Below are 23961 nucleotides of genomic sequence, written 5' to 3'. Positions count from 1 at the left end.
TGTGCTCCTTGGGAGATTAAAGGGACTGGATAGAACCCTTGGGCAGAACGGCAGAGACGAAGTCCTTTTTGATGGTGACTTGAGTCTGGTCGTTCAGGGCGATCACCAGGTAATCGCTGTCTGCAGCCACTTTGGCAATTTTGCCAACCAGGCCACCGGAAGTGAGCACTTCATCACCCTTGGACAAGGAGCTCATCAGATTGCGGTGATCCTTGGCACGCTTGGCCTGGGGACGATAGATCATGAAGTAGAAGATCAGGCCGAATACGGCCAGCATGATGATCATTTCCATACCACCACCCTGTGCACCCGGTGCTGCGCCTTCTGCATACGCCTTGGAGATAATGCTCATTTAACAACCTCTTATTGATGTAGATTTAAAAAAACAAAATTATATGTTGTTGTTATTTAACGTCATTTTCAGCTAACGGAGGCACAGGCTTCCCTTGCCGACGGTAAAACTCTGTTACAAAGTCGTCTAATTTACCCTGCTCGATCGCGTCCCGCAAACCCTGCATCACGCGTTGGTAATAACGCAGGTTATGAATCGTATTCAGACGGGCACCGAGGATCTCGTTGCACTTGTCCAGATGGTGCAGGTAGCTACGGCTGTAGTTCTTGCAGGTGTAGCAATCGCATTCGGCATCCAGGGTGCTGGTGTCGTTGCGGTGCTGGGCATTGCGGATCTTCACCACACCATCGGTGGTGAACAGGTGGCCGTTGCGGGCGTTGCGGGTCGGCATGACGCAGTCGAACATGTCGATACCGCGGCGCACCCCTTCCACCAGATCTTCCGGCTTGCCGACACCCATCAGGTAGCGCGGCTTGTCAGCCGGAATTTTCGGGCAGACGTGCTCGAGGATACGGTGCATGTCCTCTTTGGGTTCACCCACCGCCAGACCACCGACCGCATAACCGTCGAAACCGATCTCCAGCAGCCCCTTGAGGGAGACATCACGCAGATCTTCGTAGACCGAGCCCTGGATGATGCCGAACAGGGCGTTCTTGTTGCCCAGCGCATCAAACTTGTCGCGGGAGCGCTTGCCCCAGCGCAGGGACATCTCCATGGACTTGCGCGCTTCTTCATAAGTGGCCGGGTACGGAGTGCACTCGTCGAAGATCATCACGATGTCGGAGCCCAGATCGTACTGGATCTCCATGGACTTCTCGGGGTCGAGGAAGATCTTCTCGCCATTGATGGGGTGACGGAAGTGGACGCCCGCTTCGGTGATCTTGCGAATATGGCCTAGGCTGAACACCTGGAAACCACCGGAGTCGGTCAGGATCGGGCCCTGCCAGTTCATGAAGTCATGCAGATCGCCGTGGGCACGCATCACTTCCTGACCCGGACGTAGCCAGAGGTGGAAGGTGTTACCCAGCAGGATCTGGGCGCCGGTTTCACGCACTTCTTCCGGGGTCATCCCCTTGACGGTGCCGTACGTCCCGACCGGCATAAAGGCCGGCGTTTGTACCACACCACGTTCGAAGACCAGTTGACCGCGACGGGCACGGCCGTCGGTGGTTTTCAGTTCAAATTTCATTGCTACCTCGGCTGCGTCAGATAAACAGTCTGACAATAGGAGGGCCGCTCACGGCCCGGTAAATAAGCTGAAGCTTATGCTTCAACCTGGCGACGGGTGACGAACATGGCGTCCCCGTAGCTGAAGAAACGGTACTGCCCGGCCACGGCTGCCTGATAGGCCGCCATCACGTTGTCATAACCGGCAAAGGCGCTGACCAGCATGATCAGGGTCGACTCCGGCAGATGGAAGTTGGTGACCATGGCATCGACAATCTGGAACTGGTAACCAGGGAAGATGAAGATATCGGTGTCACTAAAGAAGGGCGCCAGCGGTTTGCCCTGCGCCAGGGTGACCTTGGCCGCGCTCTCCAGCGAACGGACCGACGTGGTCCCCACCGCGATCACCCGGCCACCACGGGCACGGGTGGCCGCGATGGCATCTACCACCTCTTGCGGCACTTCCGCATACTCGGAGTGCATATGGTGATCTTCAATCTTATCTACCCGCACCGGCTGGAAGGTCCCCGCCCCTACATGCAGGGTGACGAAGGCCGTTTCAACCCCTTTGGCCCGAATTTTCTCAAGCAGCGGCTCATCAAAGTGCAGACCGGCGGTCGGCGCCGCGACGGCGCCCGGCTTTTGATTGTAAACGGTCTGGTAGCGCTCCTTGTCGGCATCCTCGTCGGGACGGTCGATATAGGGGGGCAGCGGCATGTGGCCGATGGCCTCCAAAATCTCCAGCACCGGACGTGGGTCGAGGAAGTGGATCTCGAACAGGGCGTCGTGGCGGGCGCGCATCTCGGCTTCAACACCACCATCCATGATCATCCGGGTGCCGGGCTTGGGCGCCTTGGAGGCACGGACATGGGCCAGCACGCTGTGCTCGTCCAGAATGCGCTCGACCAGTACCTCCAGCTTGCCGCCGCTGGCCTTCTGGCCAAACATGCGCGCCGGAATGACACGGGTGTTATTGAATACCAGCAGGTCACCCGGATTGAGCTGATCCAGCACATCCACAAATTGACCGTGGCGCAGGGCGCCAGTCTGACCATCGAGCTGCAACAGGCGGCTGGCGGTACGCTCTGCCATCGGATAGCGGGCAATCAGCTCGTCTGGCAGATCAAAATGAAAATCGGATACTTGCATCTTTCACCTCGGGGGGAATCGGCGGCTAGTCTAGTTATCCCCATCTTCCAAGGCAACCCAAAAGACCAAAAACCCAAGAGAGACAAGGGGTAGCGAGCAATATTGAGACACACATCCGGTTAATGATTCTTTAATGTTCTGTATTGACCCTGATCATGTTTTGCCAGTTGGGGCTGGGCTAGGGTGAAAGCAGATACACAAGGAGGCCCACCATGATGACCCTATCCGAAATCATGACCGAACACCCCTTCACTCTGGGTCCGTCAAACAGTGTCAAACAGGCGATGGACCTGATGCAGCAGGAGCGGATCCGCCACATTCCCATCGTCGATGAGCAGCATCACCTGCTGGGGTTGGTAACCCTCACCGATATCCTGGCCACCCGGGAATCCAAGCTGCTGCTTATCAGCCCGGAGCGGGAAGCAGAATTTACCGACAGCGTGCAACTCGACGAGATCATGACACGGCAAGTGGCGAGCGTAGATCCTCACGCCGGCATCAAGGAGGCGGCACTTTATCTGCAGCGGCACAGATATGGCTGCCTGCCGGTACTCAAAGGACGCAAGCTGATCGGCATTGTCACCGAGTCGGACTTCATTGCCGTGGCCATCAACCTGCTGGAATTGATGGAAGAGCAGGAACCACCTACCGACTTTTGATAGATTGCCATGTAATTAAATTACAGCAAAAGCGTTTTCAGCCGTCAAAATAAGCTGAAATGATGAAACACTTTCATTTTGATTGAAAAATTACACCAAATGCTTGCCTTGTGATCTGCATCACACTATCATCCCTCTCATGCAATAGTTGCCGAGAGGGAGACGAGGGATTGTGCACCCATTATCTTCCTCTCATATGTCTGCAAGTTTGCACACCCCGTAGTTAGTCTTTGCTGTAAAGCATTTGTTTATATAGCCATTCCTTGTTTGATGACCCGGCCCTGTCGTTGCGATAGCGCCGGGATTTTTTTATCCGCGTTTGCTGCTCTCCCCCTTGTCAGCACATCTCCATCGCTGCGAGCAGCGGCCTCAACCTCCTGCGCCACCTGTTTGCACAACCGTTTATCTCATCGCGTTATCGTGGCTCTGCACACCTCTTCTCATGCCTTGAAAAGGCGATGTAGCGCACAGATATTGAACCACGACAAGGAGTTATCTCAGTAGGCCAGAGATATTCATGTTAGGTACAGCCATAGTGAGCTATCTAATAAGTAGATTTAAGCGATTCAAAATTGCGGCTTTTATCGATTAACGGAAGCCCCTATGATGAATCCATCGAAAGTTAAGCGCCTCGTCTGGCAAGACTCTTCAACACCAGACCGGCATATGTACATCACCAAGGAGCAATTACATGTCTACCTACATCAACACTGAAATCAAGCCGTTCAATGCTACCGCCTACCACAATGGCAAATTCGTTCAGGTGTCTGACGCTGACCTGAAAGGCAAGTGGTCCGTGGTCTTCTTCTACCCGGCTGACTTCACCTTCGTTTGCCCGACCGAGCTGGGCGACTTGGCTGACAACTACGCTGAATTCCAGAAGCTGGGCGTCGAGATCTACTCTGTCTCTACCGATACCCACTTCACTCACAAAGCATGGCACGACACTTCTGACACCATTCAGAAGATCCAGTACCCGATGATTGGTGACCCGACTGGTACCATCACCCGCAACTTCGGTGTGATGATCGAAGAAGCTGGTCTGGCTGACCGCGGTACCTTCGTGATTGACCCGCAGGGCATCATCCAGATCGTCGAGATCAACGCTGGTGGTATCGGCCGTGACGCACTGGAACTGCTGCGCAAAGTCAAAGCGGCCCAGTACGTTGCCTCCCACCCGGGTGAAGTGTGCCCGGCTAAATGGAAAGAAGGCGAAGCCACTCTGGCCCCGTCCCTGGATCTGGTAGGCAAGATCTAAGCCTCCCGCTTCCAAGACCGGCCCGCTTCAGGGCCGGTCTGCTTTCCGGCCTTGCCAAATAGACCTGAAAGCAGACCGACTCACATTTAATGCCAACTCGCCATTACAAGAAGGAATTCGACCATGTTGGATACCAACCTCAAACAACAGCTGAACACCTATCTGCAGTACATCGTCAATCCCATCGAGATCAGCGTGTCCGGCAACGACAGCGACAAATCTGCAGAGCTGCTGGCACTGGCCAGCGAGATCGCCGAGATGTCCCCCAAGATCACCCAGACCTCTGGCACTGCCGCTCGCAAGCCTTCCATGAGTGTCGCGCCGCAGGGCCAAGCCCCGCGCGTTCACTTTGCCGGCATCCCCATGGGTCATGAATTTACCTCTCTGGTGCTCGCCCTGCTGCAAAGCGGCGGCCACCCCTCCAAGGCCGATGCGGCCGTGCAGGAGCAGATCCGCAATCTCAAGGGTGAGTTCCACTTCGAGACCTATATCTCCCTCTCCTGCCACAACTGCCCGGACGTAGTACAGGCCCTCAACCTGATGGCGACCCTGAACCCCGGCATCACTCACACCATGATCGACGGCGCCCTGTTCCAGGAAGAAGTTGCCGAGCGTCAAATCATGGCGGTACCGAATGTTTACCTGAACGGTCAACCGTTCAGCCAGGGCCGGTTCTCGCTGGAAGAGATCGTCGCCAAACTCGACACCGGTGCCGCCGAGCGCAAGGCCGCCGAGCTGAATGAGAAAGCGCCCTACGACGTACTGGTGGTAGGCGGTGGCCCGGCTGGCGCCGCAGCGGCCATCTATGCCGCTCGTAAAGGCATTCGCACTGCCATCGTTGCCGAGCGTTTCGGTGGTCAGGTGATGGACACCGTCGGCATCGAGAACTTTATCTCAGTGCCCTATACCGAAGGCCCCAAACTGGCCGCCAGCCTGGAGCAGCACGTCAAAGAATACGGCGTGGAAGTGATCACCGAACAGCGTGCCGCCGCCATCAGCAAAGATGGGTATGTGAACGTGGATCTCGCCTCTGGCGCCACCTTGAAGAGCCGTGCCGTGATCCTGGCGACCGGTGCCCGCTGGCGTGATCTGAATGTGCCGGGTGAGCTCGAGTACCGCACCAAGGGCGTGGCCTACTGCCCGCACTGCGATGGCCCCTTCTTCAAGGGCAAACGAGTAGCGGTAATCGGTGGCGGTAACTCCGGCATCGAGGCAGCGATCGACTTGGCTGGCATCGTCGAACACGTCACCGTAGTGGAATTTGCCGATACCCTGCGTGCCGATGAAGTGCTGCAGAAGAAGGCTCGCTCCATGGGCAATATCGACATCATCATGAGCGCTCGCACCACCGAAGTGATCGGTGATGGCAGCAAGGTGGTCGGTATGGACTACGAAGATCGCACCACCGGTGAGATCAAACACCTGGCGGTGGCGGGGATCTTCGTCCAGATCGGCCTGGTACCGAACACCGAGTTCCTGAAAGGGAGCGAGATTGCCCTGACCCGCGTTGGCGAGATCGAGATCGATACCAAGGGCGCGACCTCCCTGCCCGGCGTCTACGCCGCAGGGGATGCCACCACGGTACCGTTCAAGCAGATCATCATCTCCATGGGTGCTGGCGCCACCGCCGCACTGGGTGCGTTTGATTACCTCATCCGCAACCCGGCACCTGAAGCGACCAAGGCTGATGCAGTGACCGCCTGATAAACCCAGCGCAACAAAAAGCCGATGCTCGATTAAGTAAACACGAGCGTCGGCTTTTTTATATCTGCATCGATGCGCAATAAAAACCCCGCAGCAAATGGCGGGGTTGTTCATGACTGGACTTAAACGACGGGCATCACTCCAGCAAGAAAACAGCCTCGATATTATCACTTACCGTGATCTGCTGTTGTTGATAGCTGTTGTCCGCCATATCCGCCGCAGGTGCAGCCATCGCCATGGCCTGCACCACCTTCAGGTTGCGGCTGTAGGCGGTAATGGGCGAAGCATTGCGGTACTCCACACTGTAGACCTTGCCAAGCTTCATCCCGAACGCCTTGGCCAGAGATTCAGCCTTGGTTTTGGCATCCTCAACTGCATTCAGACGGGCCTGCTCCTTGATGACCTGCGGCGACTTCAACCCGTACTCAATCTGGGATACGGACTCCAGCCCGGCTTTGAGTGCGGTATCCATCAGGGGGCTCAACTTGTCGAGCTGATAGAGCTTCACCGCCAATTGTCGCTGGGCACGGTATCCCAGCAATACCGGCTTCTTGTTTTCACCATACTGATATTCCGGCGAGACCATCAGGTTGCCAGCCTCGACATCGCTGCGCTTGATCCCCAGCCCTTCCAGTTGGCTGAAAAAGGCTGCGACCTTGGTATCGACCTGCTGCTTGGCCTTGAGGCCCTGCTTATCCAGTGCACTCACCGCCACATTGAGGGTGAGCATATCGGGTTCGGTCTTCTGCTCGGCATAACCGCTCACCACCAGATGGGGCGCTTGCGGCACTTCAATCGCCAGCAGCGGAGCACTGACAACCAAAGCAGAAAGAGTAAGAAGGGGACGCCACATAGAAAAAACCTCAATCGGAAAGATTGAGGCCATTATGCCCGTGCAGCTACGGGATTCATATATCGTGCAAGGGGGGGAGCTGATCCAGTATCTGATTGGTCAGATCGAGACTAATGGTGACCATGCTGCCGGGATCCTGGCTCTGGTTTGCCATATCCAGAGCAGGAGCCGTGCCACAGACCAACACCTCATCATCGAAATGGAACGAGTCCCACGACAGAACGTGTCCTTGCACCGCCTGTCCGATATTGGTGCCACCACTATCCTCCTCCATCGCAGACCAAGGGATGGTATCAGACGGCCCTAGCAAATCTTGCAACAATGGAGAGTGAAAACTGGCCAGCGGATACTCCTGCTGACCCTGATGATGGCCAACCAGAATCATGTTATGGGCAGACTCGGTATCCATGACCGGCACATAAGTGATAGAGGCCGTAGCGAAATCAACATAGAGCGAGCCCGCTACATCACCGGCCTCATTCTCAATCTCCATCCCATCCAGCCGATCCCCCGCGATCGATGCCTGATAGCCAAACTGGCCTGCACAGGTTATGTTCCCCTGCCCATCCCAGCTATAACGGATGCCATCAATGTCGACCCAGTTGAATGACTGCATGATTACCCCTCTCCTCTACTGCCGCTATCTTATCCATCCACCTTGAGAAAAAACAGGGGCCAGAGAGAGCCAGGCCCCATTCGCTGGTTACGGATCAACCTTGAGATTGCCGTCATCAAGCAACTGCTTAATGATATCGTGGTTTGATGTCAACCCACCATTATGATCCAAGTCCAGACTGCCCTGGAACTGCACCGTCAGTTGGGAGCCTCCAGTAGTCAGCCCATTAGTATCAATGGTCAACTTGTTAGCCGTGGCATCAAACTTCAAGTAGTTGTTCAGTATTGTTGCCAGATCATTGTTATTCGCGACTGAGGGAACGCCAACAAGCAGATCCGACAGATCGAGAACATCACCACCGTTGCTCGTTTTGCCCAACGAAAAGTCGGTAATGGTATCGGTACTACCATCCGCATTGCCAGCAATCCACTTGAAGGTATCACTGCCAGTACCGCCCGTCATGGTCTCACTGCCTAAGCCTCCGATCAGCAGATCGTTGCCATCTCCTCCTTGCAATATGTCATTACCAATCCCACCGATCAGTGTGTCATTACCAGCTTCTCCATAGAGGGTATCATTGCCGCTGCCACCATCCAGCGTATCGTTGCCCTTGCCACCCACCAGGCTATCCTTGCCCAACATTCCGTACAACAAGTCATCACCATCACCGCCAGACAAGATATTGTCCAGACTGTTGCCCGTGATGCTGTCATTGAAATCAGAGCCGATAGCATGTCCTTGCGTGCTGTTGAAGGTTACGTTCACGCCGCTGACGGCGTTGTCATAATCCAGGGTAAAGGGCGCTTCCGGCAACAGGTTAAGGGCTATGTTGCTGCGCACCGCATCGTCATCCCCGTCCGTCAACGTGATAGGCAATTGTAAACTGAGCGGCACCCCGGGGGTCGCAACACTGGATCCAAAGTCCCCAATCTTGAAGGTATTACCACCTGCATGATGGAACTCCAAACTGTTATAACCATCCGCGGTATAGGCTGCCAGCTTGGTATTGGAGACAACCCCATCCACTGTCGCAACATAGGCAACACCAGCTCCAGGATCATCATCAGTAAACTTGACTGTAAAGTCTTTACCTCCCACATTAACGGTTTGGGACATGCCAGCCCCGATGCTCACAATCCTGGTCGCACCGTTGTAGCTGATTGCCACGGCAGTCAGCGACTCCTTAGTACCATCGCCGATGTCGTTATCACTATCTACATCCTGACGAGCAACCAGCCTTACGCTGGAACTGCTGGTTATCGCTGTCATCAATGCGGAAGCACCATTGACATCGTAATGTGCCTCGAAAGCATGAGTAGCTGGATCCCCATATGACCCACTGCTCCCAGGGGAACCTGTCAGATCGACAACAAAGTCGATCCGCATAGCCTCACCGATGCCGATAGATGCGCCTCCGCTGATCCCCCCGCTATGGGCTGTGGTATTGACTGTGCCGCCGTCCACCCCACCCGTCATCGCCGTCAGCAGCAGATCCTTGCTGTCATTCGCCGCAGCGGTGAATCCAGCCCAAGGCCCGTTGCCACCGACGAAATTATAGCCGCCACCATTAAAGTCTATCGTGGTCTGTCCGCCATCCACCTCTCCTATCATTTGGACCTGGTAGGTGGCAGAGGCGGGCTGCAAGGTCGCGATGAAGACAGTCCCAGCAACTGTTGCGGCCGTCAGTATGGTTCCGTTTGCTGATAACGTATACGTAATGGGTAAGCCACCCGACGTCATTCCGCTAATGAAACCATTAAGTACACTGCCAAAACGGATGCTCCCACCATCCGCACCATAGTTGTTTGCCAAGGTACCATCACCATCCAGCAGGAAGGTGCCAGTCACCCCGGATTGATTCAGCATAACGCCCACGGCTGGCGTCATAACAACCGGCACGTCATCTTCAACCTGTACGATGAAATTTCGAACCAGAGTCACGCTGTCCACGCCTTCGTGGGCAGTAATCGCACTGGAGAGATTTAGCGCTTTCAGTTCCAGATCGTTGCCATCCATCTCGGCATGATCTATTGGCCCTTCCAGGGTGAAGGTGTAATCCCCATCAGTCTCGACAACCAGCGTAAAGATAGGTTTGCTGCCAGCCTTCGCCACTAGGGTATCGACTCCGACACCATGAATGATGCTGTAGGTGATCGCCACGCCACCTGAAGTCAGAACAGGCAAACCGGCTGTACTACCGACACCGAAATTGACACCCACGCTATCAACCACCAAATGGGCGAGGGAACCAGCTACTGTGGTCAAGGTAGGATTGTTACCAGGCAGCCCGGTTGGTAAACCATCCTCAAACACCGAGGCCATAATCGGAGTGGTATCCAGCACCAGTATCTTCAGCAACGCGCTGGATTTGTCTCCATCACCATCAATGATGGTGTAGGTAAAGCTCTCCTGTGTATCGACAGCCACATCATTGGGCGGTGTGTAGGAGTAAGTGCCGTCTGCACTCACGATCAAACGCCCACCCAGAGGTGTAGTGATGGGGCCTGTCGTCCCTCCTTGCACCAGGAAAGTCACCACATTGCCATTAACACTATCAGCAACACCCACATAATCACCCGGATTGCTGACAGTAAAGCTGACCTGCAAAACAGTTGAGGGACCATCGGCACCGGCACTGTCTACGCCAGCACTGGCATCCACATCAGTGATCACATTGCCAGTGGCAGGAGGCGGCACAGTCGCCTGCAAAGTGGCATCCAGGTCATAGATATTGTTGACCAGCGTCACCGCATCTCCGTTGTCTTCCACCAGTCCCAGCTGGGCGATCGCCGAGGCATTGCCGCTCACGTTCAGACCAACGGCGTAAACTTCAACGTTGTTGTTGTTCACAAAGCTGGTCCAGCCGGCGGGGACATTGCCTTCATTGGGCGCGCCATCCGACAGGAAATAGACCTTGGTTTCATACCCGACAAAGGCTGGGTTTGCCAAATCCGTTGTCAGTTGATTCTGTGCCAGTACCAGGGGGGCGTTGTAGTTGGTACCACCGCCATCCGTCGGCAAACCGGAAATGCTGGCCTTGGCCACATCAGGATCACTGGTTTGTGGGATCAGGACTGCACCACTGGCAAAATCAATGACCGTAATGACCAATGGAACCCCCAGCGCCACATACGAGTCGATCATGTGGTTCAGGGCATCCTTGGCCAGTTCCAAGCGATTGGGAGAACCAATGGTGTTAGTACCAATCTGCCATAGCATACTGCCTGATGTGTCGATCACCATGACGAGGTTGAACGGTGGCAAACCAGTCTCAGCAATGACAACACAGTTATCTTGGGCGACCGGTACGTCATCGATGATGGCGATCGTCAAGCTGCCGCTGTCTGTGCTGCCACCCACCCCGTTCACGGTCACTCCCACCACGTCCGTCAGGGTGGTGTCATTCGCTGGTTGCGTGTGTGTCTGCGCCGCATTGAGTGTGTAGCTGTAGGTGATCGTCGCGCTCTTGTCCCCGTCGGCGCTGCTGTAACCAATCACCTTGAGGGTGCCTTCCCCCGTGTTGATCCCTGCCGACGGCGCACCGACCGAGAAGGTCTTGAGCGTCGCTACCGAGAAGGTCACGCCACCAATCACCACCTCCTTGATCCCATCGCTGGCCGAGACCTGGAAGCTGTCGCTATCGGTTTCACTGTTGCCCGCAGCGGCCGAACCATCCGGGTTCAGACCCGCTTCATAAACCGTCGAATCCGCCCCCTCTGCCGCCACCGTCACCTTGGCCGTATCATTCGCACCCTGAATAGTAATGGTCAGCTTGGCCGGACTGGTGTCACCGTCCGCATCACGAATGAAGTAGGTCAGCTCGACACTCTTGAGGTCATTTGCACCCAGTTCTTGTACCGCAGCACTGGCGTTGTTCAGGGTAAAGCTGTACGCCCCGGTCACATCATCCAGCACCAGTGTGCCATATTGCGCCAACTCGGCCTTGGCCGCCGCGTTGGCGTCCCACACCACGTAGTCTGCTCCCTTGCCATCGGCACCAAATACATCATCGCTGCCATCGGTCAGCACATCGCCGCTGACAGCCAGCGTACCGTCTTCTGTCACCGCAACCGGGCCATCATTCACCGCCTTCGGCACATCGTCGATGATGGCGATCGTCAGGTTGCCGCTGTCTGTGCTGCCACCCACTCCGTTCACGGTCACTCCCACCACGTCCGTCAGGGTGGTGTCATTCACTGGTTGCGTGTGTGTCTGCGCCGCATTGAGTGTGTAGCTGTAGGTGATCGTCGCGCTCTTGTCCCCGTCGGCGCTGCTGTAACCAATCACCTTGAGGGTGCCTTCCCCCGTGTTGATCCCTGCCGACGGCGCACCGACCGAGAAGGTCTTGAGCGTCGCTACCGAGAAGGTCACGCCACCAATCACCACCTCCTTGATCCCATCGCTGGCCGAGACCTGGAAGCTGTCGCTATCGGTTTCACTGTTGCCCGCAGCGGCCGAACCATCCGGGTTCAGACCCGCTTCATAAACCGTCGAATCCGCCCCCTCTGCCGCCACCGTCACCTTGGCCGTATCATTCGCACCCTGAATAGTAATGGTCAGCTTGGCCGGACTGGTGTCACCGTCCGCATCACGAATGAAGTAGGTCAGCTCGACACTCTTGAGGTCATTTGCACCCAGTTCTTGTACCGCAGCACTGGCGTTGTTCAGGGTAAAGCTGTACGCCCCGGTCACATCATCCAGCACCAGTGTGCCATATTGCGCCAACTCGGCCTTGGCCGCCGCGTTGGCGTCCCACACCACGTAGTCTGCTCCCTTGCCATCGGCACCAAACACATCGTCGCTACCATCGGTCAGCACATTGCCGCTGACCGCCAGCGTACCGTCTTCTGTCACCGCAACCGGGCCATCATTCACCGCCTTCGGCACATCGTCGATGATGGCGATCGTCAGGTTGCCGCTGTCTGTGCTGCCACCCACTCCGTTCACGGTCACTCCCACCACGTCCGTCAGGGTGGTGTCATTCACTGGTTGCGTGTGTGTCTGCGCCGCATTGAGTGTGTAGCTGTAGGTGATCGTCGCGCTCTTGTCCCCGTCGGCGCTGCTGTAACCAATCACCTTGAGGGTGCCTTCCCCCGTGTTGATCCCTGCCGACGGCGCACCGACCGAGAAGGTCTTGAGCGTCGCTACCGAGAAGGTCACGCCACCAATCACCACCTCCTTGATCCCATCGCTGGCCGAGACCTGGAAGCTGTCGCTATCGGTTTCACTGTTGCCCTCAGCGGCCGAACCATCCGGGTTCAGACCCGCTTCATAAACCGTCGAATCCGCCCCCTCTGCCGCCACCGTCACCTTGGCCGTATCATTCGCACCCTGAATAGTAATGGTCAGCTTGGCCGGACTGGTGTCACCGTCCGCATCACGAATGAAGTAGGTCAGCTCGACACTCTTGAGGTCATTTGCACCCAGTTCTTGTACCGCAGCACTGGCGTTGTTCAGGGTAAAGCTGTACGCCCCGGTCACATCATCCAGCACCAGTGTGCCATATTGCGCCAACTCGGCCTTGGCCGCCGCGTTGGCGTCCCACACCACGTAGTCTGCTCCCTTGCCATCGGCACCAAATACATCATCGCTGCCATCGGTCAGCACATCGCCGCTGACAGCCAGCGTACCGTCTTCTGTCACCGCAACCGGGCCATCATTCACCGCCTTCGGCACATCGTCGATGATGGCGATCGTCAGGTTGCCGCTGTCTGTGCTGCCACCCACTCCGTTCACGGTCACTCCCACCACGTCCGTCAGGGTGGTGTCATTCACTGGTTGCGTGTGTGTCTGCGCCGCTTTGAGTGTGTAGCTGTAGGTGATCGTCGCGCTCTTGTCCCCGTCGGCGCTGCTGTAACCAATCACCTTGAGGGTGCCTTCCCCCGTGTTGATCCCTGCCGACGGCGCACCGACCGAGAAGGTCTTGAGCGTCGCTACCGAGAAGGTCACGCCACCAATCACCACCTCCTTGATCCCATCGCTGGCCGAGACCTGGAAGCTGTCGCTATCGGTTTCACTGTTGCCCGCAGCGGCCGAACCATCCGGGTTCAGACCCGCTTCATAAACCGTCGAATCCGCCCCCTCTGCCGCCACCGTCACCTTGGCCGTATCATTCGCACCCTGAATAGTAATGGTCAGCTTGGCCGGACTGGTGTCACCGTCCGCATCACGAATGAAGTAGGTCAGCTCGACACTCTTGAGGTCATTTGCACCCAGTTCTTGTACCGCAGCACTGGCGTTGTTCAGGGTAAAGCTGTACGCCCCGGTCACATCATCCAGCACCAGTGTGCCATATTGCGCCAACTCGGCCTTGGCCGCCGCGTTGGCGTCCCACACCACGTAGTCTGCTCCCTTGCCATCGGCACCAAACACATCGTCGCTACCATCGGTCAGCACATTGCCGCTGACCGCCAGCGTACCGTCTTCTGTCACCGCAACCGGGCCATCATTCACCGCCTTCGGCACATCGTCGATGATGGCGATCGTCAGGTTGCCGCTGTCTGTGCTGCCACCCACTCCGTTCACGGTCACTCCCACCACGTCCGTCAGGGTGGTGTCATTCACTGGTTGCGTGTGTGTCTGCGCCGCATTGAGTGTGTAGCTGTAGGTGATCGTCGCGCTCTTGTCCCCGTCGGCGCTGCTGTAACCAATCACCTTGAGGGTGCCTTCCCCCGTGTTGATCCCTGCCGACGGCGCACCGACCGAGAAGGTCTTGAGCGTCGCTACCGAGAAGGTCACGCCACCAATCACCACCTCCTTGATCCCATCGCTGGCCGAGACCTGGAAGCTGTCGCTATCGGTTTCACTGTTGCCCTCAGCGGCCGAACCATCCGGGTTCAGACCCGCTTCATAAACCGTCGAATCCGCCCCCTCTGCCGCCACCGTCACCTTGGCCGTATCATTCGCACCCTGAATAGTAATGGTCAGCTTGGCCGGACTGGTGTCACCGTCCGCATCACGAATGAAGTAGGTCAGGTCGACACTCTTGAGGTCATTTGCACCCAGTGCTTGTACCGCAGCACTGGCGTTGTTCAGGGTAAAGCTGTACGCCCCGGTCACATCATCCAGCACCAGTGTGCCATATTGCGCCAACTCGGCCTTGGCCGCCGCGTTGGCGTCCCACACCACGTAGTCTGCTCCCTTGCCATCGGCACCAAATACATCATCGCTGCCATCGGTCAGCACATTGCCGCTGACCGCCAGCGTACCGTCTTCTGTCACCGCAACCGGGCCATCATTCACCGCCTTCGGCACATCGTCGATGATGGCGATCGTCAGGTTGCCGCTGTCTGTGCTGCCACCCACTCCGTTCACGGTCACTCCCACCACGTCCGTCAGGGTGGTGTCATTCACTGGTTGCGTGTGTGTCTGCGCCGCATTGAGTGTGTAGCTGTAGGTGATCGTCGCGCTCTTGTCCCCGTCGGCGCTGCTGTAACCAATCACCTTGAGGGTGCCTTCCCCCGTGTTGATCCCTGCCGACGGCGCACCGACCGAGAAGGTCTTGAGCGTCGCCACCGAGAAGGTCACGCCACCAATCACCACCTCCTTGATCCCATCGCTGGCCGAGACCTGGAAGCTGTCGCTATCGGTTTCACTGTTGCCCTCAGCGGCCGAACCATCCGGGTTCAGACCCGCTTCATAAACCGTCGAATCCGCCCCCTCTGCCGCCACCGTCACCTTGGCCGTATCATTCGCACCCTGAATAGTAATGGTCAGCTTGGCCGGACTGGTGTCACCGTCCGCATCACGAATGAAGTAGGTCAGCTCGACACTCTTGAGGTCATTTGCACCCAGTGCTTGTACCGCAGCACTGGCGTTGTTCAGGGTAAAGCTGTACGCCCCGGTCACATCATCCAGCACCAGTGTGCCATATTGCGCCAACTCGGCCTTGGCCGCCGCGTTGGCGTCCCACACCACGTAGTCTGCTCCCTTGCCATCGGCACCAAATACATCATCGCTGCCATCGGTCAGCACATTGCCGCTGACCGCCAGCGTACCGTCTTCTGTCACCGCAACCGGGCCATCATTCACCGCCTTCGGCACATCGTCGATGATGGCGATCGTCAGGTTGCCGCTGTCTGTGCTGCCACCCACTCCGTTCACGGTCACTCCCACCACGTCCGTCAGGGTGGTGTCATTCGCCGGTTGCGTGTGTGTCTGCGCCGCATTGAGTGTGTAGCTGTAGGTGATCGTCGCGCTCTTGTCCCCGTCGGCGCTGCTGTAGCCAATCACCTTGAGGGTACCTTCCCCCGTGTTGATCCCTGCCGACGGCGCACCGACCGAGAAGGTCTTGAGCGTCGCCACCGAGAAGGTCACGCCACCAATCACCACCTCCTTGATCCCATCGCTGGCCGAGACCTGGAAGCTGTCGCTATCGGTTTCACTGTTGCCCTCAGCGGCCGAACCATCCGGGTTCAGACCCGCTTCATAAACCGTCGAATCCGCCCCCTCTGCCGCCTGCGTATTCCGGCGAAGTTGAACAGCCATTCCGGCCAACGTGAACACCCTGATCCTTAACGCGCTCACGTCATCCCGTTTCTAACTCGACTGTTCAGATTGGGTCAACTCACTTCTCCTCTTTCTCATCGATTCTCCCTTCAGTGACAGCCGGTGAGCGTTGTGCATCAGCCGGTCCAGGATCGCATCTGCCAGGGTGTTGTCACCCAAGCTCGCGTACCACTCTTCAGTTGGCAGCTGACTGACTACTACCGTCGAGTATTTCCCGTACCGATCATCCATGATCTCCAGCAGGGCGTTGCGCTGCTCGGCATTCACCGCTTCCAGTCCCCAGTCATCGAGGACCAGTAGCTCTATCCTGGCCAGTTGACCCAGCAGTCTGGCGTAACTGCCATCTACCTTGGCCTGGCTCAGCTCAAGTAGCAGACGCGGCAGCCGGTAGTAACGAGTGCTATGCCCTTGCTGACAGGCTTGGTAGCCCAGCGCACAAGCCAGGTAGGTTTTTCCACAGCCACAGGGGCCGGTAATGAGCAGGTTCTGGCCTCGGCGCAGCCACTCTCCTTGGGCCAGGTTTGCAACCTGTGACCGCTCCAGGTTGCGTGCAGACTGGTAGTCCACCTCTTGCACCGTGGCTTGGAGTTTGAGCCGCGCCTGCTTGACTAGCCGAGCTTGTTTACGTTGCTCCCGGCTCAGTTGTTCGTGTTCGACCAGCAGGCTTAGACGCTCGATGAAGGGCAGCCCTTCGTAGGTACTGGCCTGTTCCAGTTGTTGTTGCACTGCATCCGCCATGCCGGTCAGTTTCAGGTTTCTCAGGCGGGTCAGGGTTTGTTGGGTCATGGGGCGTATCCTCTTTAGTGGAAGCTCTGGGGGCCACGGATGTTCTCGTGCTCTTGCGGTAACTCTGGGTAGCTCAGCGGGCTTTCGGGCAGTTGGTCGCGGCCACTGGTCAGCACCGACTTGAGCTGTTTGAGTCGCACCAGTCCTTCCCGATTAGCCAACTGACAGCAGGCCTCGACCCGTGATGGCGGATACTCCCGGCTAAGACTCAGTAGCCCCAGGCAGAGTCGGTATGCCTGCTCGACATGGGCTTTCTCTTCCAGCCGTTCGCTCACCCAGCACAAGGTGCCCGGTCCGATATCAGCAGCCCACTGCTTGAGACGGCCTGGCGTCCAGCGTTGCTGCTTGCTGTGGCGTTCCGGCATGTGCTCCGGGATCGTGCTCATCCCCGGGATGGTTTTACGCGGATGGCTCGCGACCAGCTGTTGCTGGTGATAGACCTGAAGCAAAGTGTCGCCAGCATGGAGCTCCAGTTGCTGGCCCACATACTGGTGTGGCACCGAGTAGTGGTGCTGCTCATAGCTGACGTGATAGTCGATGTTGACCTTGACCGTTTTGATGGCGACATAGCGATAGGGATGCACCGGCAGTGGTCCCAGCGCCGGGCGGTCCAACTGCTCAAACGCCTCGCGCCGGTTACCGGGCAGTTGCTTGAACGGGCGCTCGTTGAGTTCGTCCAGCAAGGCCCGGATGCACTGGTTGAGCTCGGCCAGCGAGAAAAAGGTCTGGTGGCGCAAGCGGGCGAGGATCCAGCGCTCGACGATCTGCACACCCACCTCAGCCTTGGCTTTATCCTTGGGCTTGTAAGGGCGAGCTGGCATCACTGCCACCTGATAGTGCTCGGCCAACTGCTGGTAGCTGGGGTTGAGCTCGGGATCGTATCGGCAAGCCTTGCTGACACCGCTTTTGAGGTTGTCGGGGATCAGCAGTGCAGGTGTACCGCCGAAAAACTCAAAGGCACGGACATGGCTTTGCAACCAGTCCGGCAGTGACTGTGACCAGGTAGCCTCGGCAAAGGTGTAGTTGGACGCACCAAGCACGGCGACAAAGATCTGGGCCTGACGGACCTCCCCCGTGGAGGGCGAGGCGATGGGCACCGTGGGCCCGCAGTAGTCGATAAAGAGCTTTTCCCCCGCCTTGTGGATCTGGCGCATGGAGCGCTTTTGCAACTGACACCAGGATTTGTAACGGTCGCAGAACTGGGAGTAGCTGTAACAGCTGTTGGGATAGCGCTGGGTGTACTCCTCCCAGAGCAGTTGTTTGGAGACCCCCTTACGCTTGAGCTCCTGATGGACAGAGGGCCAATCCGGTACAACATGGCGGGCCGAGATGGTGGTATCGGCCTGCGGATAGAACAGGGCCGCCAGTTGGCCATCATCAAGCTGGCTAGGTAAGGGCCAGGTCAGGCCGAGCGTCTGGGCACTTTTGAGGAGTTTCTGGATGGAGCCAACGCTGACCTTGGTGCAGCAACTTATCTGGCGAACAGAGAGGTCAGCTTCCAGCCGCAGTCGCAGCACTTCACGAATTTTACGCATTGCAATCCTCTTGGCAGACATAGGCTCTTCCCTGGCAAAAGGGAGAGCGTATCAAAGGTTGTTAAATCAATGCGTTAAGGATGATTCCGGTGAATGTGAACAGTGATTCCGGGATGTTGAACACTGTTTCCGGAAAGGAGGAGCAAAGTGTTCAGGTTGAGCCGGAATGAGCGTTCACATTGGTCCGGAAATGGTGTTCACGTTGAACCGGAATCGGTGTTCATGATCGGCCGGAATATGCACCGCCACCGTCACCTTGGCCGTATCATTCGCACCCTGAATAGTAATGGTCAGCTTGGCCGGACTGGTGTCACCGTCCGCATCACGAATGAAGTAGGTCAGCTCGACACTCTTGAGGTCATTTGCACCCAGTGCTTGTACCGCAGCACTGGCGTTGTTCAGGGTAAAGCTGTACGCCCCGGTCACATCATCCAGCACCAGTGTGCCATATTGCGCCAACTCGGCCTTGGCCGCCGCGTTGGCGTCCCACACCACGTAGTCTGCTCCCTTGCCATCGGCACCAAATACATCATCGCTGCCATCGGTCAGCACATTGCCGCTGACCGCCAGCGTACCGTCTTCTGTCACCGCAACCGGGCCATCATTCACCGCCTTCGGCACATCGTCGATGATGGCGATCGTCAGGTTGCCGCTGTCTGTGCTGCCACCCACCCCGTTCACGGTCACTCCCACCACGTCCGTCAGGGTGGTGTCATTCGCCGGTTGCGTGTGTGTCTGCGCCGCATTGAGTGTGTAGCTGTAGGTGATCGTCGCGCTCTTGTCCCCGTCGGCGCTGCTGTAGCCAATCACCTTGAGGGTACCTTCCCCCGTGTTGATCCCTGCCGACGGCGCACCGACCGAGAAGGTCTTGAGCGTCGCCACCGAGAAGGTCACGCCACCAATCACCACCTCCTTGATCCCATCGCTGGCCGAGACCTGGAAGCTGTCGCTATCGGTTTCACTGTTGCCCTCAGCGGCCGAACCATCCGGGTTCAGACCCGCTTCATAAACTGTCGAATCCGCCCCCTCTGCCGCCACCGTCACCTTGGCCGTATCATTCGCACCCTGAATAGTAATGGTCAGCTTGGCCGGACTGGTGTCACCGTCCGCATCACGAATGAAGTAGGTCAGGTCGACACTCTTGAGGTCATTTGCACCCAGTGCTTGTACCGCAGCACTGGCGTTGTTCAGGGTAAAGCTGTACGCCCCGGTCACATCATCCAGCACCAGTGTGCCATATTGCGCCAACTCGGCCTTGGCCGCCGCGTTGGCGTCCCACACCACGTAGTCTGCTCCCTTGCCATCGGCACCAAATACATCATCGCTGCCATCGGTCAGCACATTGCCGCTGACAGCCAGCGTACCGTCTTCTGTCACCGCAACCGGGCCATCATTCACCGCCTTCGGCACATCGTCTTCCACATTGATAACAAAGATCCCCGCCGGGAAGCTATCTGTCAGCGGGTCTCCGTCACCATCGGTGGCGGTCAGTACGCCAGAAAAGTCAATGCCCACGCCAGTCAGTTGTTCGCCGTCATCACCATCCGCTGTCGGATGGTCCAGCGGACCACTCAGGGTAAAGATGTAGCTGCCGTCCGCCCCTACGGTCAGGGTAAAGACCGGCACACCGCCTGCACTGGCGGTCAACACATTCCCCACCACGCTGTAGCTGAGCGCTACACCACCGCTGGTCAGTCCCTGCCCTACAAGACTAATGACATCACTGCCCAGACCAAAGCTGCCTGCCCCATCGGCACCGAAGTTGACCAAGCTATTGAGGATACCGGCCGCACCGCTGGCGCTCACACTCTGGTCAGCCCCTTCGCTGTTACCGCTGGTCAGCGCATCTTCATGGACCAAACTGCGCACAGATAGTTCTTCCCCATCAACCAGAGTTGGTATGTCATCCCAAATGGCGACATCAAGGGTATCGCTAACCGTATCACCATCACTATCGATCAGCACAACGCTGAAGCTTTCGCTCAGGGAGGTGTCATTTACGGGTCTTGTATGGTCTCCATTATCGCCAAGGGTATAGCTGTAACTGACTTGCCCTTCACCGGTCACCGGGTTGTAGGTCACCGCTGTTATGGTCAGTGCATTTCCTAATGGGCTGATAATGGACTGTGGAAACGATGCGCCTAACTGGCCATTGGTGATTAATGTAACGCCACCCAAAGTCAAACTCTGGACGCCGTCAGGAGCATTGAAGGTAAACACACCACTTTGAGTCAAAGCTGAGTCAAAGCTGCGGCGTTGGGAGCTGAACCATCCGCTAAATTGGTATCGCTGACTTGTACCTCACCCCCTACCAGATCAAGCCCAGCAAGCTCCACCTCTTGATCGACCGGTGTGATGGAGATAACGAGTGTTGATGTCACTGTGTCTTGGCCATCAGTCACCTGATAATTCACTGAGGGAACTGTGCCATCATAGTTAGGCGCAGGCGTGAAGGTATAACTCCCGTCAGGGTTGATGATCAGCGTGCCCACACCAGTAATAGTGGCAGCAACTCCAGCAGGCACACCGATGTTGATACCCCAGTCATATGAAACGATAGAGGCATCAGCAGGTCCGTCAGGATTGGTGCTATTTTCGAGCAGATTTCCGCTGACCTGGGTGTCTTCGAGGGTCACGACGGCTTCACCCAAATCATCAAGCTGATTCTCAAGAATTAAATCTTCTGCCTGATTTTCATTGATAACGATGCCTGTATCGTAAGTAGTATCAAAACCGGCTTCGGCAATGGTCGCATCACCAGTTCGATCGATTGTGACAAAACCACCATTACCACTCGCTCCGGCTACGCCTCCAATACCGCCACCACCGGCAGCAGGTGCACCACCTGCTGCTGAAGCCTCAAAGTTTTGCGTCGGGTCAACACCTTGCAAAATTGACTCTTGCAATGCAGCAATGTCAGAAGGAGTGCCCTCCGTGCTGGCACCACCTTGCGGTTGCCCCGGTTCTGCTAATTCGGAACCGGTGGGTACATTCTGCGCTGGTGTATCGTCATAGGGGGAAAGAACAAGCTTGGCATCATCCGCTATGGTCACTTTGGCACCGGACTGGAGTATTTCCCCCTTTTGCAGGGGGCGACTGCTGCCATCAGCCAGCACAATCTCCACATTCCCTTCGATAGCTGAGACAACCACGGACTTGTCGATGATTTGGGTACGCATATCCATTGCTCCAACGTGACAGATCTTGATGTCTACACCGTAGAGGGAGATAACGTGCTTTTCCGTTGCAATAATCTATAGGTTTGACTGCCCTCAAACCGATACAGAGAATAAAATCGAAAGGTTAGTTTTTCTTCATTAAAATCACAATGATAAAAATGGATCCAAATAACACCCATATTAATTTGATAATTAAAAAATCAAAAAATATATTGTATTGATATAAAAAATGACCCCATTCGGGGCCATTTCTACACTGCACATATCAATCAAGACAAGGGGAAAGCAGGATGCACAAATCCCTGATAACCATCGATATGCAACTTGGAAAGCAGTTCCACTTGATGTTGATCTTCGACGCGGGTTGCAATGGTGGTCACACCGGCATTGTGTGCGGCTCGGCACACTGCAGCCAGGAATGAGGTGTCAGCCCCCGGCTCCATGACCTGACTGGTATAACCGTGATCCACCTTGACATAGGCAGGCGCTAACTCCTCCAGATAGCCCAGTGACTGGAAGTGACGGCCGTAGTGGTCAACCCCCCACTGGAAACCATGGACCTGCAATGCGCCTACCAAAGCGGCCACATGATCTTTGTGCTTCATAATGGCTGCCTCGGGTATCTCGAATAACAGACGTTCTTTCAATTCGCCATGTTCGACCAGATAGTGCGTCAGCCAGGTCAAAAACTCATCCGAACAAAGCGAACCTGCCGTTATATTAATTGCCAGCACTAGATCCGCTTGTTTGTGCAGTAAGGGAACACATGCATCAAGTATTGCCTGATCAAACTCGCCCCCCAATTTGAACTGTTCGATGGCAGGCAAAAACTGACCGGCAAAATAGTCCGTGCCATCGCGAGAGATAGAAGCAAACAACTCGGCATGCAACCTGGCTCCGTTATCAAATCGGCAAGCTGGCTGAGCCTTGAATCGCCAGAGGTGATGCGAAATAGCATCCTGAACCAAATCACGCCATGCCAAGCGCCCCATCAATCCCTGCTCGGCTCCCCCTTCCATGACAACAGCACCACGGCGTTCATTACGCGCCTTGCCGAGTGCATTATCCGCTTTAGTCAACAGGACGGAGAGATCATCATTACCATCACGGCCAGCAATACCAATGACGGAGAGAGGATTACCCTCCGCCATTGGGTTCACGACCAGATCAGCAATACGAGAATTGATAATTTCTGCCAACTCCTTAAGCTGACCCAAATCATCTGTCGGGCAGAGCAGAGCATATTCGGTCGCTGATATCCGCGCCACAGCTGCACCATCCCATCCCTTCAGCTGTTCGCGTAAGATTTGTGCTATAGATTTGACCATATTATCACGGGCAGCAAAACCTTCATCACGGTAGATATCATCGAGCATATCTACCGCAACCAACATGATGCCCCCTTGGCCAGATTCTGCAATCCAGGCATTAACCTGACCAACAAAATAAGCTCGATTACCCAAGCCAGAAACGGCATCCACATAAACTCGTTCACGCAGTTTCTCCGCCTCGTCGGCCTGCTCTTTGAATTGCACCGCCAACTTTCCGGATAAGATGTTGATCGCTTGTACAACCTGCTTCAATTCATAGGTCTTGGGCTCTGGAATGGTATGCCCAAAATGATGCAATTCAATCTCGACGGCCTGCTCACAAATCTGCTTGAGCGGTTTTAACAGGAAATTAAGTGCACGCATAAGCAAGATCGTGGTTACCAAAAATCCAATCACAAACCAGGTCGCCAGTTCGCTCATCCCTGCCCACAGTTCGTGATAGGCTTGTCCCGGGTGGCCCACCACCTTGAGCTTGCCAAGTTGCAGCCAGCCAGACGTCAGAATTGACTCATTGGATACTTCAGGAAACAAGCCAAGTTCAATAAACCAGTCAGGTACACCCTGAATACGGCTGCTGTTTTCTTCTTCAATTACATCTTTCGACGCAAGCAGGTCAAGACGAACCATACGGTAATAACCACCATCAAATATGGCCTTAATCACCGACTCAGCTCCCACCTTGTCGCCATTTTCAAGATAAGGGGTTAATGCCAGTCCCAGTGACGTAGCGGTGTTGATTACCGTAGTTTCCTGCTGTTGTGCCAGATAAGTTCGTGTCGAATTGAATTGCACCCAATAAGTAGCTGCAAACAATAGTCCAAACAACAGCAACATGGTGGCCAATAACTGTCTATAAAGCGTCAT

The 23961-nt window shown here is 56.0% G+C and carries 14 protein-coding genes; 3 read left to right on the top strand and 11 right to left on the bottom strand.

Annotated features, from left to right (window positions below):
• Positions 1-16: 16 nt before the first annotated feature.
• The 3 genes from yajC to queA form a co-directional block, all read right to left on the bottom strand.
• The gene (gene yajC / locus ACTG2G_RS19330; RefSeq protein WP_005337327.1) at positions 17-352 is read right to left on the bottom strand and encodes a preprotein translocase subunit YajC; all 336 of its coding nucleotides are present in this window, start codon (positions 350-352) and stop codon (positions 17-19) included.
• Between the two features lie 52 nt (positions 353-404).
• Positions 405-1541, bottom strand: a complete 1137-nt coding sequence (gene tgt / locus ACTG2G_RS19325; protein ID WP_005337329.1) for a tRNA guanosine(34) transglycosylase Tgt — start codon at positions 1539-1541, stop codon at positions 405-407.
• Between the two features lie 74 nt (positions 1542-1615).
• Positions 1616-2668, bottom strand: coding sequence for a tRNA preQ1(34) S-adenosylmethionine ribosyltransferase-isomerase QueA (gene queA, locus ACTG2G_RS19320; protein WP_040066529.1), 1053 nt, complete (start codon positions 2666-2668; stop codon positions 1616-1618).
• Positions 2669-2880: 212 nt separating this feature from the next.
• Between queA and ACTG2G_RS19315 the strand changes: the two genes are divergently transcribed.
• The 3 genes from ACTG2G_RS19315 to ahpF all read left to right on the top strand — a co-directional run bounded on the left by ACTG2G_RS19315 (position 2881) and on the right by ahpF (position 6289).
• A complete protein-coding gene (locus tag ACTG2G_RS19315; protein ID WP_013723842.1) occupies positions 2881-3327 on the top strand; it encodes a CBS domain-containing protein in 447 nt (148 codons plus the stop codon).
• Between the two features lie 691 nt (positions 3328-4018).
• A complete protein-coding gene (gene ahpC, locus ACTG2G_RS19310) occupies positions 4019-4585 on the top strand; it encodes an alkyl hydroperoxide reductase subunit C (RefSeq protein ID WP_005337335.1) in 567 nt (188 codons plus the stop codon).
• A 123-nt stretch (positions 4586-4708) separates the two neighbouring features.
• The gene (gene ahpF, locus ACTG2G_RS19305; protein WP_429204363.1) at positions 4709-6289 is read left to right on the top strand and encodes an alkyl hydroperoxide reductase subunit F; all 1581 of its coding nucleotides are present in this window, start codon (positions 4709-4711) and stop codon (positions 6287-6289) included.
• A gap of 136 nt (positions 6290-6425) precedes the next feature.
• On the opposite strand, the gene ACTG2G_RS19300 is transcribed toward ahpF, so the two are convergent.
• From ACTG2G_RS19300 to ACTG2G_RS19265, 8 genes are all read right to left on the bottom strand, one after another.
• Complete coding sequence (locus ACTG2G_RS19300) at positions 6426-7142, bottom strand: SIMPL domain-containing protein (RefSeq protein WP_005337338.1); 717 nt, start codon at positions 7140-7142, stop codon at positions 6426-6428.
• A 55-nt stretch (positions 7143-7197) separates the two neighbouring features.
• The gene (locus ACTG2G_RS19295; RefSeq protein WP_111899599.1) at positions 7198-7758 is read right to left on the bottom strand and encodes a hypothetical protein; all 561 of its coding nucleotides are present in this window, start codon (positions 7756-7758) and stop codon (positions 7198-7200) included.
• An 87-nt stretch (positions 7759-7845) separates the two neighbouring features.
• Positions 7846-16263 (bottom strand): beta strand repeat-containing protein, encoded by an 8418-nt coding sequence (locus ACTG2G_RS19290; RefSeq protein ID WP_439985764.1) that lies wholly within the window; start codon positions 16261-16263, stop codon positions 7846-7848.
• A 33-nt stretch (positions 16264-16296) separates the two neighbouring features.
• Positions 16297-17052 carry an IS21-like element ISAs29 family helper ATPase IstB gene (gene istB, locus ACTG2G_RS19285; RefSeq protein ID WP_059296348.1) on the bottom strand — a complete coding sequence of 252 codons (756 nt, stop codon included), beginning with the start codon at positions 17050-17052 and terminating at the stop codon, positions 16297-16299.
• A gap of 14 nt (positions 17053-17066) precedes the next feature.
• Complete coding sequence (istA, locus tag ACTG2G_RS19280; protein WP_059296349.1) at positions 17067-18608, bottom strand: IS21 family transposase; 1542 nt, start codon at positions 18606-18608, stop codon at positions 17067-17069.
• 153 nt (positions 18609-18761) lie between these two features.
• Positions 18762-20456 carry a T1SS-143 repeat domain-containing protein gene (locus ACTG2G_RS19275; protein ID WP_439985763.1) on the bottom strand — a complete coding sequence of 565 codons (1695 nt, stop codon included), beginning with the start codon at positions 20454-20456 and terminating at the stop codon, positions 18762-18764.
• Positions 20457-20818: 362 nt separating this feature from the next.
• Positions 20819-21766: a retention module-containing protein gene (locus ACTG2G_RS19270; protein WP_439985762.1), complete on the bottom strand. Its 948-nt coding sequence runs from the start codon at positions 21764-21766 to the stop codon at positions 20819-20821.
• A 269-nt stretch (positions 21767-22035) separates the two neighbouring features.
• Entirely contained in the window at positions 22036-23961 is a 1926-nt protein-coding gene (locus ACTG2G_RS19265; protein ID WP_421388127.1) for an EAL domain-containing protein, read from the bottom strand.

Origin of the sequence: Aeromonas sp. 55A (assembly GCF_051919665.1) — a bacterium.
GTDB lineage: Bacteria > Pseudomonadota > Gammaproteobacteria > Enterobacterales > Aeromonadaceae > Aeromonas > Aeromonas veronii.
The sequence above is the reverse complement of the archived record's forward strand: the minus strand, read 5'-3'. Positions and strand labels throughout refer to the sequence as shown.

Excerpts from the sequence above, each read along its gene's own strand:
- istB (WP_059296348.1), bottom strand. The coding sequence starts at position 17,052 with ATGACCCAACAAACCCTGACCCGCCTGAGAAACCTGAAACTGACCGGC.
- ACTG2G_RS19295 (WP_111899599.1), bottom strand. The coding sequence starts at position 7,758 with ATGCAGTCATTCAACTGGGTCGACATTGATGGCATCCGTTATAGCTGG.
- ahpC (WP_005337335.1), top strand. The coding sequence starts at position 4,019 with ATGTCTACCTACATCAACACTGAAATCAAGCCGTTCAATGCTACCGCC.
- ACTG2G_RS19300 (WP_005337338.1), bottom strand. The coding sequence starts at position 7,142 with ATGTGGCGTCCCCTTCTTACTCTTTCTGCTTTGGTTGTCAGTGCTCCG.
- istA (WP_059296349.1), bottom strand. The coding sequence starts at position 18,608 with ATGTCTGCCAAGAGGATTGCAATGCGTAAAATTCGTGAAGTGCTGCGA.
- ahpF (WP_429204363.1), top strand. The coding sequence starts at position 4,709 with ATGTTGGATACCAACCTCAAACAACAGCTGAACACCTATCTGCAGTAC.
- yajC (WP_005337327.1), bottom strand. The coding sequence starts at position 352 with ATGAGCATTATCTCCAAGGCGTATGCAGAAGGCGCAGCACCGGGTGCA.
- queA (WP_040066529.1), bottom strand. The coding sequence starts at position 2,668 with ATGCAAGTATCCGATTTTCATTTTGATCTGCCAGACGAGCTGATTGCC.
- ACTG2G_RS19315 (WP_013723842.1), top strand. The coding sequence starts at position 2,881 with ATGATGACCCTATCCGAAATCATGACCGAACACCCCTTCACTCTGGGT.
- ACTG2G_RS19265 (WP_421388127.1), bottom strand. The coding sequence starts at position 23,961 with ATGACGCTTTATAGACAGTTATTGGCCACCATGTTGCTGTTGTTTGGA.
- tgt (WP_005337329.1), bottom strand. The coding sequence starts at position 1,541 with ATGAAATTTGAACTGAAAACCACCGACGGCCGTGCCCGTCGCGGTCAA.
- ACTG2G_RS19270 (WP_439985762.1), bottom strand. The coding sequence starts at position 21,766 with ATGCGTACCCAAATCATCGACAAGTCCGTGGTTGTCTCAGCTATCGAA.